This window comes from Luteimonas yindakuii, assembly GCF_004803715.2.
Classification (GTDB): Bacteria; Pseudomonadota; Gammaproteobacteria; order Xanthomonadales; family Xanthomonadaceae; genus Luteimonas; species Luteimonas yindakuii.
This window is the reverse complement of the sequence record NZ_CP039383.2, coordinates 1,804,994-1,816,975: the sequence shown is the minus strand read 5'-3', so window position 1 is coordinate 1,816,975 and position 11,982 is coordinate 1,804,994. Positions and strand designations below refer to the sequence as shown.

8 protein-coding genes are annotated in these 11,982 nt (G+C 70.6%); 5 read left to right on the top strand and 3 right to left on the bottom strand.

Annotated elements, in window-relative coordinates:
* Positions 1-76 precede the first annotated feature (76 nt).
* Positions 77-829 (top strand): protein-L-isoaspartate(D-aspartate) O-methyltransferase, encoded by a 753-nt coding sequence (locus E5843_RS08300; RefSeq protein ID WP_136412378.1) that lies wholly within the window; start codon positions 77-79, stop codon positions 827-829.
* Positions 830-875: 46 nt separating this feature from the next.
* Here E5843_RS08300 and E5843_RS08295 read toward each other — a convergent pair whose 3' ends face one another.
* From E5843_RS08295 to xseA, 3 genes are all read right to left on the bottom strand, one after another.
* Positions 876-2,345, bottom strand: a complete 1,470-nt coding sequence (locus tag E5843_RS08295; protein WP_134673549.1) for an aldehyde dehydrogenase family protein — start codon at positions 2,343-2,345, stop codon at positions 876-878.
* A 25-nt stretch (positions 2,346-2,370) separates the two neighbouring features.
* Entirely contained in the window at positions 2,371-4,017 is a 1,647-nt protein-coding gene (locus E5843_RS08290; RefSeq protein ID WP_141065893.1) for an acetolactate synthase large subunit, read from the bottom strand.
* Between the two features lie 75 nt (positions 4,018-4,092).
* Complete coding sequence (xseA, locus tag E5843_RS08285) at positions 4,093-5,430, bottom strand: exodeoxyribonuclease VII large subunit (protein ID WP_141066148.1); 1,338 nt, start codon at positions 5,428-5,430, stop codon at positions 4,093-4,095.
* A gap of 151 nt (positions 5,431-5,581) precedes the next feature.
* Between xseA and E5843_RS08280 the strand changes: the two genes are divergently transcribed.
* From E5843_RS08280 to E5843_RS08265, 4 genes are all read left to right on the top strand, one after another.
* The gene (locus E5843_RS08280; RefSeq protein ID WP_136412376.1) at positions 5,582-6,145 is read left to right on the top strand and encodes a copper chaperone PCu(A)C; all 564 of its coding nucleotides are present in this window, start codon (positions 5,582-5,584) and stop codon (positions 6,143-6,145) included.
* A 132-nt stretch (positions 6,146-6,277) separates the two neighbouring features.
* Positions 6,278-7,558, top strand: a complete 1,281-nt coding sequence (gene ispG, locus E5843_RS08275; RefSeq protein WP_136412375.1) for a flavodoxin-dependent (E)-4-hydroxy-3-methylbut-2-enyl-diphosphate synthase — start codon at positions 6,278-6,280, stop codon at positions 7,556-7,558.
* A 10-nt stretch (positions 7,559-7,568) separates the two neighbouring features.
* Entirely contained in the window at positions 7,569-8,234 is a 666-nt protein-coding gene (locus E5843_RS08270) for a phosphatase PAP2 family protein (RefSeq protein ID WP_136412374.1), read from the top strand.
* A gap of 152 nt (positions 8,235-8,386) precedes the next feature.
* Positions 8,387-11,725 carry a S8 family serine peptidase gene (locus tag E5843_RS08265; protein ID WP_141065892.1) on the top strand — a complete coding sequence of 1,113 codons (3,339 nt, stop codon included), beginning with the start codon at positions 8,387-8,389 and terminating at the stop codon, positions 11,723-11,725.
* Positions 11,726-11,982 lie beyond the last annotated feature (257 nt).

Genomic DNA, 11,982 nt, shown 5'->3' with positions numbered 1-11,982 from the left:
GGGGTCGGGCGGCGCTCATCGGCGGTTGACGCCGCCTGCGGGAGTCTGGCGGCATCGCCGTTGCCGTGGAGCGGCCATGCGCGGAACAGGTCAGGCAGCCCGTCGCCTGCTGGCGGCCATCCTCGGCGGTTGGGGCGCGCTGGCTGCGTGCGCAGCGCCGGTGGGCGACATGGAGGACGACATGGCAAGCCAGCGCGCACGGCTGTTGGCCTCGCTCGAGGCCGAAGGCATCCGCGACGCGCGGGTACTGGCGGCGATGCGGTCCGTGCCGCGCGAACGGTTCGTGCCCGAAGAGATGGCTGAACACGCCTATGGGGATCACCCGCTGCCGATCGGCCATGGGCAGACCATTTCGCAGCCCTACATCGTGGCGCTGATGACCGGGCTGCTGCAGCCCGAACCGCACCATCGGGTGCTGGAGATCGGCACCGGCTCCGGCTACCAGGCAGCGGTCCTGTCCGGCCTGGTGGCGCGCGTGTACACGATCGAGATCGTGGCTCCTCTGGCCGATGGCGCGCGCGCCGTGCTGGCCGGGCTCGGCTATGCCAACGTCGAGGTCCGCACCGGCGACGGCTACGCCGGCTGGCCGGAGGCGGCGCCGTTCGACGGCATCATCGTCACCGCCGCGCCTGAGCAGGTGCCGCAGGCGCTCGTCGACCAGCTCGCCCCGGGCGGTCGCATGGTGGTCCCGGTCGGTCCGGTGCATGCGGTGCAGTCGCTCACCGTCATCGAGAAATCGGACGACGGCCGCGTCAGCCGCCGCCAGGTGGCCGCGGTGCGTTTCGTGCCGATGACCGGCGGCCTCGACGAACGTCCTCGTCCGCGCTGATCCGTGCCATCCATGGCAAGTGCATGAACCCGTCGACTCCGGTCGATCAGCTCCTGATCACCAGCAGGCGCGGCTCGGTCATGTCCTCGATGGCATAGCGCACGCCCTCGCGGCCGAGGCCGGAGCCCTTCACCCCGCCGTAGGGCATGTTGTCGACGCGGAAGCTCGGCACGTCGCCGACGATGACACCGCCGACCTCGAGCCGGTCCCACGCACGCATGGCGTGGGCGAGGTTGGCGGTGAACACGCCGGTCTGCAGTCCGAACTCGCTGGCGTTGACGGTCTCGAGCGCCGTGTCGAAATCGTCGAAGGCCTGCAGGCAGGCGACGGGTCCGAACACTTCCTGGCGGTAGAGGTCGCAGTCGCGCGGCACGTCCTCCATCAGCGTGGCCGGCACCATGGTGCCGTCGCGAGCGCCGCCCGCGACGCGTTTCGCGCCGGCCTTGCGGGCGTCGTCCACCCAGGACTCGATCCGCTTCGCCGCATCCTCGTCGATGACCGGCCCGATGAAGGTGTCCTCCTCGCGCGGATCGCCCATCACCAGCTTCGCCACCCGCGCCTTGAGCCGGCGCCGTAGCGGGTCGTACAGGTCGCGGTGGACGAGGATGTGCTGCACGCTGATGCAGCTTTGCCCGGACTGGTAATAGGCGCCGAACACCAGGCGCTCGACCACGTGGTCGAGCGACGCACCCGGATCGGCGTCGACGATGCACGCCGCATTGCCCCCCAGTTCCAGGGTGACCTTCTTGCGGCCGGCACGCGCCTTGAGGTCCCAGCCGACCAGGCCGCCGGTGAAGCTCAGCAGCGCGATGCGTTCGTCCTCGGTGAGCGCGGCGGCATCGTCGTTGCTGCAGGGAAGGATCGAGAACGCACCCCTGGGCAGGTCGGTCTCGGCGAGGATCTCGCCGATGATCAATGCGCCCACGGGCGTCTTGGCCGCAGGCTTGAGCACGAAGGGGCAGCCGGCGGCGATTGCCGGCGCCACCTTGTGCGCGACCAGGTTGAGCGGGAAGTTGAACGGGGTGATGAAGCTGCACACGCCGATCGGCACCCGCCGCACCAGCCCGCGGTAACCGCGGGTGCGTTCGGAGATCTGCAACTCCACCGTTTCGCCTTCCACGCGGGTGGCTTCGCCGGCCGCGATGCGGAAGGTATCGATCAACCGTGTCACCTCGCCGCGGGCATCGCCGATCGGCTTGCCGGCCTCGATGCACAGGGCAAGCGCGAGCTCCTCGAAGCGTTCCTCGAAGCGGCGCATGCAGTGTTCGAGCACGTCACGACGCTGGTCGGGCGCGAAGTCGGCCATCGCGCCACGCGCGTTCCACGCGGCCTCGATCGCGCGGTCGACGGTGGCCGCGTCGGCGAACGCGACGCGCGTGGCGACCTTGCCGCTGTACTTGTCGCGCACCTCGAGATCGGTATTGGCGGCAACCGCCTCGCCGGCCAGCCAGTACGGGTAGCTGCGGGCGAGGCCGCGTGGGTTGCGGCGCGCTGTCGTCCTGCTGGTGCTGGCCATCCGGTGTCCTCCGTATCGTTGACGGTCAGGCGACCGCCGCGCTCTCGCGCGGGATGTCCTCGTTGAGGATGCGGTCGTCGTCGGTGTAATCGATGGCCACTTCGATCACGTCCACGCCGGGCGTGTCGAGTGCCTCTCGCAGCATCGGCGCGAATTCCGCGGCGGATGCCGGCCGGTGGCCACGCGCGCCATAGGATTCGGCGTACTTCACGAAATCCGGGTTGCCCAGCGCCATGCCGTACTCCGGATAGTCCTCGTGTGCCTGCTTCCAGCGGATCATGCCGTAGGCATCGTCGCGCAGCACCAGCACGGTGAGGTCCAGGCCCAGCCGCACGGCGGTCTCGAGTTCCTGCGAATTCATCATGAAGCCGCCGTCGCCGGCCACCGCCAGCACGCGCCGTTGCGGATGCACCATGCGCGCGGCGATCGCACTGGGAAGCCCGGCGCCCATCGTCGCCAGCGCGTTGTCGAGCAGCAGGGTGTTGGGCGCCCGGCAGCGGAAGTTGCGCGCGAACCAGAGCTTGTAGAGGCCGTTGTCGAGGCAGGTGATGTCCTGCGGCCCCATTGCCGCGGCCACGTCGGCCACGAGGCGCTGGCTCGCCATCGGGAAGCGGTCGTCGTCGGCGCGCTCGCGCAACTGCGCCTGCAGCGCAACGCGCACGCGGTCGAAGAAGGCGAAGTCCCAGTGCGGCTGCGGTCCGATCGCCTCGGCGAGTTGCCACACGCTGTTGGCGATGTCGCCGACCACCTCCACCTGCGGGAAATAGACCGGGTCCACCACCGCGCCGGAGTGGTTGACGTGGATCACCGTGCGCCGGCCCTCGCGCATGAAGAACGGCGGCTTCTCGATGACGTCATGGCCGATGTTGACGATGCAATCGGAGGCATCGATGGCGCGATGGACGAAATCGCCGTCCGACAGCGCGGCGGTACCCAGCCACAGCGGATGGGTCTCGTCGATGACGCCCTTGCCCATCTGCGTGCTGAAGAAGGGGATACCGAGCCTGTCGATGAAACGACGCAGCATGCGCGACGTGGTCTTGCGGTTGGCGCCGGCGCCAACCATCAACAGCGGGTGCTTTGCCTGCGCGATGGCGTCGGCGGCGCGGCGGATCGTCTTGTCCTCGGCCACCGGCCGTCGCGAGTGGCTCTCGGGGATCAGCCGCGCGTCGCTGTCATCACCGGCGATGTCCTGTGGCAGCTCCAGGTGCACGGCACCCGGACGCTCCTGCTCGGCACAGCGCAGCGCCTCGCGAACGCGTGCGGGAATGCTGTCGGCGGAGACGATCTGCCGCGTGTACTTCGTCAACGGGCGCATCATGTCGACCACGTCGACGATCTGGAAATGCCCCTGCCTGCTGCTGCGGATCGGCTTCTGGCCGGTGACCATGAACATCGGCATCGCACCCAGCTGCGCGTAGGCCGCCGCGGTCACCAGGTTGGTGGCGCCCGGGCCGAGCGTCGACAGGCAGACGCCGGCACGGCCGGTCAGGCGCCCGACAGTGGCAGCCATGAATCCTGCGGCCTGCTCGTGACGGGTGAGCACCAGCCGGATGTCGGACTTGCGCAGCGATTCCAGCAGGTCGAGGTTCTCCTCGCCGGGGATGCCGAACACGTACTTGACGCCGTGCGCCTGCAGCGCTGAGACGAAGAGGTCCGATGCCTTGGTCATGCGTGCGATCCGGTGCGGGCCACGGCCAGTGTGCCGCGCGCGGCGTGATCGGCGGGCGACCGTTGCCCGCGGTGCTCAGTCGGTCTGCGGTTCGACGCGCACCCGCAGCTCGCCATCGGCAACGCGCGCACGCAGCGCATCGCCGGGCCTTGCATCGTCGATGCCGCGGACCACGCGACCGTCGTCGTGCTGCAGGATCGCGTAGCCGCGCGCGACGGTGGCCAGCGGACTCACCGCCGACAGCGCACGCACCAGCGCCTGCAGGCGCGCACGGTCGTCGCGCAGGCGGCGTGGCAGTGCGGCCTGCAGCCGTGGCCGAGTGGCCAGCAGGCGCGCCTGCAACGCGGCCAGCTGCTGTTGCGGGTGATGCCTACGCAGATCGGCCTGCGCATGGCGCACACGTGCCTGCCGGCGCTCCAGGCAGATCGCCCAGGCGGTGTGCAGGCGACGCCAGGCCTCGTCGCGACGCGCGGCGAGCGCCTGCATGCGCGCCTGCGGACGCTGCGCGTGCAGGCGCAGGAACGCGCGGTCGGCGCGCTGTGCCGCCTGGCGCAGCCGGTGTTCGAACACCGCGGCATGGCGGCGCTGCAGCATCCGCAGGCGCGCGTCCAGGTCGATGCGGTCGGGCACCAGCAGTTCCGCTGCCGCGGACGGTGTCGGCGCGCGCAGGTCGGCGGCGAATTCGGCCAGGCTGGAGTCGGTCTCGTGGCCGATCGCGGCCACCACCGGCACCGGCGACGCGGCGACGGCGCGCACCACCGGTTCCTCGTTGAAAGCCCACAGGTCTTCCAGCGAACCGCCGCCGCGGGTCAGCAGCAGCGCGTCGTAGCGGCCACTGGCGCCGGCGCGCTGCAGCATGTCGACGATCTGCGGCGCCGCGCCACTGCCCTGCACCAGCACCGGCAGGATGTCGATTTCGAGCAGTGGAAACCGCCGGCCGAGCACGCTCAGCACGTCGCGCACCGCTGCACCGCCGGGCGAGGTGATCACGCCGAGCCGCCCGATCCACGCCGGCAATGGCCGCTTGCGCGTGGCGTCGAACAGTCCCTCGGCCTGCAGCCGTGTCTTGAGCTCATCGAACGCACGCCGCAGCGCGCCTTCGCCGGCTTCCTCGAGGCTGTCGAGGATCAGCTGGTAATCGCCGCGCGCCTCGTAGAGGGTCAACCGCCCGCGCGCCAGTACCTGCATGCCCTCGCGCGGCTGGAAGCGCAGCCACTGGCTCTTCGGCTTGAACATCGCGCAACGCACCTGGGCGCGCGCGTCCTTCAGGGTGAAATACAGATGGCCCGACGCCGGGCGCGAGACATTGCCGAGTTCGCCTTCCACCAGCACCGCCGGAAAGCTGTCTTCCAGCAGGCTGCGGGCAAGGGTGTTGAGCTGGCTCGGGGTGAGGACGTCCGCGACGGGTGGCATATGCATGCGCGACAGGATACCGGCCCGCGCCAGTGCGGCGTGCGCACTGCCGCGCCGGAGCGGCACAGCGGCGATACTGTCGCGCCACGTCCATCCTGTATGCCTGTCCCGCGCCGTGTCCCGCGACCGGCCAAAGACCCTGGAGGTTGAATTGAACATCCGCGACGTACTCCTGTCGGCCCTGGCCGCGCTGTCATTGGCCGCCTGCAACCAGCCGACGCCGCCGCCGACGGTTGATGCACCACCGCCCGGCCTCGACGCCGCGGCCGACGCCGATGCGGGTGCCGGCATCGATCCCGCGCAAGCCGGCATCGCCATCGAAACCCCGTGGATCCGCCTGCCACCACCGCCTGCCGCGGTTGCCGCCGGCTACCTGGGCATCCGCAATTCCGGCGACAGCCCCGACCGCCTGCTCGCGGTGGAAACCGATGCCGCCGCGCGCGTGGAGATCCACGAGATGCGCGAGGAGGACGGCATGATGCGCATGCGCCAGCTGGAGGCCGGGATCGAGCTGCCGTCGGGCGCCCACGTCGAACTCAAGCCGGGTGGTTATCACCTGATGCTGATGGAGCCGCAGGCGGACCTGGCCGTCGGCGGCCGGGTGCCGGCGGTGCTGGTGTTCGAACACGCCGGTCGCGTACCGGTGGAATTCGAGGTGCGTTCGGCGACCGGGCAGGGCACCCACGGCGGTGGCCATGGCGGCGATACGCAGTAGAGAACCGTTGGACATCGTCCGGTCCCGTCATCCCGTCTTCGCGGGACAGACCTTCCCCGGCGCCGCCCGGATGCCCGCAGCTGTTGCGGGCACCGTCATCCCCGCGGCGGCGGCAGCCGCTAAAATGCGTGCATGTCCGCCCAACCGCAGCCCCTGCCGTCCCTTCCCGTGACCGATCGTTTCGGTCCGGCGCCGCGTCGCGTGACCCGCCAGGTGCGGATCGGGCAGGTGGCCGTGGGCGGAGACGCCCCGGTCGTCGTGCAGTCGATGACCAACACCGATACTGCCGATATCGCCGGCACCGCGAAGCAGATCGCCGACCTCTGGCGTGCGGGCTCGGAGCTGGTGCGCATCACCGTCAACAACCCGGAGTCGGCCGCCGCGGTGCCGCGCATCGTCGAGCGGCTGGCGATGCAGGGCGTGGAGGTGCCGATCATCGGTGACTTCCACTACAACGGGCACCAGCTGCTCGAGCGCGAGCCCGCCTGCGCCGAGGCGCTGGCGAAGTACCGCATCAACCCCGGCAACGTCGGCTTCGGCAAGAAGAAGGACCTGCAGTTCGCGCAGCTGATCGAACTCGCCGCGCGCCACGGCAAGGCCGTGCGCATCGGCGCCAACTGGGGTTCGCTGGACCAGGCGCTGGCGGCGCAGCTGATGGACGAGAACGCACGCCGGGCGCAGCCATGGGATGCGGGGCGCGTGCTGCGCGAGGCGCTGATCCGCTCGGCACTGGATTCGGCCGAGCGCGCGGTCGAACTGGGCCTGCCACGCGATCGCATCGTGCTGTCGGCCAAGGTCAGCGGCGTGCAGGAACTGATCGCGGTCTATCGCGACCTCGCCACGCGCTCGGATTTCGCCCTGCACCTCGGCCTCACCGAGGCCGGCATCGGCAGCAAGGGCATCGTCGGCTCCAGCGCCGCGCTCGCGGTGCTGCTGCAGGACGGCATCGGCGACACCATCCGCATCTCGCTCACCCCGGAACCGGGCGGTGCGCGCACGCAGGAAGTGGTGGTCGCGCAGGAATTGCTGCAGACCATGGGCCTGCGCGCGTTCACGCCGATGGTCACCGCCTGCCCGGGCTGCGGCCGCACCACCTCGGAGTTCTTCCAGGAACTGGCGCAGGTGGTGCAGGAACACGTGCGCGGCAGGATGCCCGAATGGAAGATCACCCATCCCGGCGCGGAAACCATGACCCTTGCGGTGATGGGCTGCGTGGTCAACGGCCCGGGCGAATCGCGCCACGCCAATATCGGCATCTCGCTGCCGGGTACCGGCGAAGCGCCGTCGGCGCCGGTGTTCGTGGATGGCGAGAAGACCGTGACCCTGCGCGGCGAGCACATCGCACAGGAGTTCATCGCGCTGATCGACGGCTACGTGGATCGGCGCTATGGGCGGCACCCCGCGATCGCCTGATCCGCGCGCGATGGCGGTCGCGCGCGGCCTGCGTGATGCGGCATCCGGACTCCTGCGCCGCCACGGCCTGGTCCTCGCGCTGCTGTTCGCCGGCATATTGCTGCCGATGTGGGTGTTCGCCGAACTCGCCGACGAGGTCCACGAGGCGGAGGCGATCGCGTTCGACGAGCCGCTGCTGCTGTTCGCGCAGGCGATGGCACGCGACGGCTTCGACCGCGTCTTCCTCTTCTTCTCCGCGCTCGGCCACCGCTGGGGCGTGGTGCCGGCGGACGTGCTGCTGGTGCTGGTGCTGTTGTGGCGGCGCCGTTTCCGCGACGGGCTGTTCGCCGCCGTCGCCCTGGGGGGTTCCGGGCTGTTGAACGTCGCGGCCAAGCTCACCTTCGCCCGCGAACGTCCGGCGCTGTGGGAATCGATCGCCCCCGAAGCCACCTACAGTTTTCCCAGCGGCCACGCGATGGGCTCGATGTCGCTGGCGCTGGTGCTGGTGCTGCTGTCCTGGCCGACCCGCTGGCGCTGGCCGGTGCTGGCCGCGATGGCGGTGTTCGTGCCGATGGTGGGGCTGTCGCGGATCTATCTGGGCGTGCATTACCCGTCCGACATCATCGCCGGCTGGATGGCGGCCAGCATCTGGGTGGTCGCGAGCTGGCTTCTGCTGATGCGCGGGCGCAGGCGCTGATTCCGTACCCGCGCGCGCGGTGGCGCACGGGTGTATAACCGCTGGCAGGCCGCGCCGCCGGACAGGGGGTGGCGCGCGGGCCGGGTACGGAGGGATGGCCGCCTTCGGGTGCCGTCGTCGTTCCGAGCGTGAACACCATCGGGGAACCCACCATGTCGCCTGTCCGCATGACCGGTCTGGCCGTCCTGTTCTCGGGACTGGCCTTCGCCGCAATCGTCAGTCTCCCGTCCGGTTCCGGCAATCATCCGGGCACCGTTGCCACCGCCGCCGCCAGCGCGGCATCCGCCGATCCGCAGGCACCGCTGACCGCGGCCAGCCGTGGAGGCGGGGCGGATGGTGCCCTGGATGCATCGCAGCCCCATATCGTGGTCTTCCGCGAGCCCGCGCTCGCCGCCTACGAGGGCGGTACGCGGGGCCTGGCCGCACCGGAGCGTCGGCTCGACGCCCGCGGCAGGCAACGCGTCGATACACGCGGCGCCAATGCGCGCAGCTATGTCACCCACCTGCGCCAGCGCCAGCAGGCGCATGAAGGCGCCATCGCGCGCCGCATCGGCCGCGCGGTGGCCGCGGAAAGGCGCATGCAGTACGCCGTCAACGGCGTGGTGCTGTCACTGTCGACCGATGAGGTCGCGGCGGTGGCCGCGATGCCGGAGGTGATGTTCGTCGAGGGCTACCGCGAATACGTGCTCGATACCGATACCGGCCCGCTCCTTATCGGCGCCGGCCCGGTCTGGAACGGCACCAATCCGGGTGCACCGGCGGCCTACCAGGGCGAGGGGGTGGTGTTCGGCATCCTCGATTCCGGCATCAACTTCGGCAGCCCGTCGTTCGCGGCGGTCGATCCGGTGGACGGCTACGTGCACGTCAATCCGCTGGGCGACGGCAACTACCTCGGCACCTGCGCCGCCGGTGGCGTCGACCAGGGGCGCTGCAACGCCAAGCTGATCGGCGGCTACAACTTCGTCTGCGGCCCGCCCGCCAACACCTGCGGCCAGCCCAACATCCGCGAGGAACCCGGCTTCGGCGATACCAACAGCCACGGCAGCCACGTGGCCTCCACTGCCGCCGGCAACCGACGCGACGTCGACTTCCGCGGAAATGCGCGGCGCATCTCCGGCGTTGCGCCGCGTTCCAATATCGTCGCGTTCGACATCTGCTACACCAACACCGCCACCAGCCAGGGCCTGTGCCCGAACGTCTCTGCGGTGGCCGCGATCGAACAGGCGGTCGCCGACGGCATCGTCGATGTCATCAACTATTCCATCGGTGGTGGCGCGCAGCCGTGGAGCGAGGCGGTGTCTCTGGCCTTCCTCGGTGCCACCGACGCCGGCATCTACGTCGCCGCCTCGGCCGGCAACAGTGGGCCCGGGCCGAACACGATGGGCCACCTGGAACCGTGGGTCGCTTCCACCGCCGCCGCCCAGCACGGCCGCGGCGCGTTCGCGGTGACCCTGCAGGTCACCGGCCCGCAGCCGGTGCCGGAACCGTTGACCCCGGTGCTGCTCAACGAAGGCAGCAACGGCATTCCGCACACCTCGGCGATCCCGGGCACCACGCCGCTGCGGGTGAGCCCGACCTTCGACACCGATGCCGACGCCTGCACCGCAGCGCCGGCGGGGTCCTACCAGGGTGCGATCGTGCTGGTGCGCCGTGGTGGCTGCTCGTTCACCGAGAAGACCAACGCGGTCGCCGCCGGCGGCGCCATCGCCGTGGTCATCGCCAACAACGCGGCAGGCGATCTGATCCCGTCGGTTCCCGGCACCACCATCCGCGCGTTCGGCGTCAACCAGGCCGACGGCATCGCCCTGCGTGATTTCGCACGGGCGCATGCCGACGCCACTGCCGCGATCGCGTTCCCGCCGGTGCCGCTGCCCAACACCGCCGATGCGCTGGCCGCCTTCAGTTCGCGTGGGCCGGCCGGTCGCTTCGACCTGCTCAAGCCCGACGTCACCGCACCCGGCGTGAGCATCCTCGCGAGCATGGCGGGAACCACGATCACGGGTTTCGAGAACCTGGTCGGCCTGATGAACGGCACTTCGATGGCTTCGCCCCACCATGCCGGCGCCGCCGGGCTGGTGCGCCAGGCGCGACCCGGCTGGAGCGCGCCGGAGATCAAGTCGGCGCTGGCGATGACCGCCGAACCGCGCGTCTACCTCGAGGACGAGGTCACGCCGGCCACGCCGTTCGGCAAGGGCAGCGGCCGTATCCGCGTGGACCGGGCGATCAATGCCGGGCTGGTGATGCACGAGACCGCGGCCAACTACCTCGCCGCCAATCCGGCCACCGGTGGCGACGTGTCCTCGCTCAACCAGCCGTCGATCGCCAGCGGGCAGTGCTTCCGCAACTGCAGTTTCCTGCGCACGCTGCGCAATCCGACCGCCTCGACGCAGACCTACCGCGTACGCCTCGACGGCGTGCCGGGCGGGGTGACGCCGGCCAGCCTGACCTTGGCGGCAGGCGCGACCCGCACGCTGCGGGTGCTGGTCAACAGCAGCACCCTGCCGGCAGACGGCAGCTGGCAGTTCGGCGAAGTGGTGATGGAGCCGGTCAACGCGACGGTCGGCGGACAGCCGCGGCCGACGCTGCGGCTGCCCGTGGCCATCGCGGTGCCGGCGCCGGTGATCGATCTTCCGGATGCCGTGGCGCTCAGCCTCGCGCGTGGTCGCAGTGGAATCGCGGTGGGGTCGGTCGCCAATGCCGGCGGTTCGACGCTGGAGTACTCGGTGGCCAACACCGGGACCGCGGCGTTGACCCTGGTCGATCGCCAGCGCGGCACCCTCACCACCGGCTACCGCGGCACCTGGCGCACCGATGCCGGCGCGCCCGCCGCACAGTTCGCCGCGGACGACTTCATCCTCGCCGGGGACACCCGCATCACGTCGCTGTGGGCGGAGGGCTTCATGGTCGGCGGCGCGGTGCTGCCGAACGTGGCGAGCGCACTGGGCTGGGCGATCTTCCCGGATGCCAACGGGCTGCCCGCCGGCAACCCGGCGACCTCGCCACAGGCAGCGGTCTGGCGCTACACCAGTGCGGCCAACGGGCCCGGCGTCGCGTTGTCGGGCGCCAACATCGCCCTCGACCTTGCCGCCGCCGGCCAGAACGTGGTGCTGCCGGCCGGCCGCTACTGGCTGGTGGTCTACGCACGCGCGCCGTTCGCCAGCAGCTGGGTCTGGTACGCCTCCCCGCAGGGAGACGGCAGCTTCGCCGCACTGGTGGTGGCACCCGATGGCGGCGGCGCGTGGTCGCCGGTCAGCGCCTTCCCCGGCCTGTCGATGCGGATCGGCGGCATGGTCGGCTGCGGCGCACCGTGGATGGGCGCGGCGGCACCGCCCAGTGGCAGCGTCGCGCCGGGGCGCAGCCAGACCCTGCGGATCAACGTCAGCACCGCCGGCCTCGCCCCGGGGCGCCATGTGGCGAACTACTGCGTCCAGAGCAATGACCCGGTGACGCCGAAGGCGGCGGCCCCGGTGGTGTTGACCGTGACGCCCTGACTTCGTCTGACCTGTTGCAGGACGCCCGGCCCACGCCGGGCGTCTTTTTTTGCGGGAACGACACGACCACCAGGACCGTCGCACATGCGGATTCACGCTACGGACGCGCCTGCATGCGTACGCTGATGGCCGTGCTCCGGAAGCTGTGAACGGCTTCGCGGATCGGCACTCAAGTAGGGGAGAAGTCGGCCGATAGCGGTGGTACGGCGGGGTACGCGCCGTCTCCGGGGCCTTGCCCGGGGCCCGTTATCCCACGT

Excerpts from the sequence above, each read along its gene's own strand:
- ispG (WP_136412375.1), top strand. The coding sequence starts at position 6,278 with ATGTCCGCCCAACCGCAGCCCCTGCCGTCCCTTCCCGTGACCGATCGT.
- E5843_RS08300 (WP_136412378.1), top strand. The coding sequence starts at position 77 with ATGCGCGGAACAGGTCAGGCAGCCCGTCGCCTGCTGGCGGCCATCCTC.
- E5843_RS08290 (WP_141065893.1), bottom strand. The coding sequence starts at position 4,017 with ATGACCAAGGCATCGGACCTCTTCGTCTCAGCGCTGCAGGCGCACGGC.
- xseA (WP_141066148.1), bottom strand. The coding sequence starts at position 5,430 with ATGCCACCCGTCGCGGACGTCCTCACCCCGAGCCAGCTCAACACCCTT.
- E5843_RS08265 (WP_141065892.1), top strand. The coding sequence starts at position 8,387 with ATGTCGCCTGTCCGCATGACCGGTCTGGCCGTCCTGTTCTCGGGACTG.
- E5843_RS08270 (WP_136412374.1), top strand. The coding sequence starts at position 7,569 with ATGGCGGTCGCGCGCGGCCTGCGTGATGCGGCATCCGGACTCCTGCGC.
- E5843_RS08295 (WP_134673549.1), bottom strand. The coding sequence starts at position 2,345 with ATGGCCAGCACCAGCAGGACGACAGCGCGCCGCAACCCACGCGGCCTC.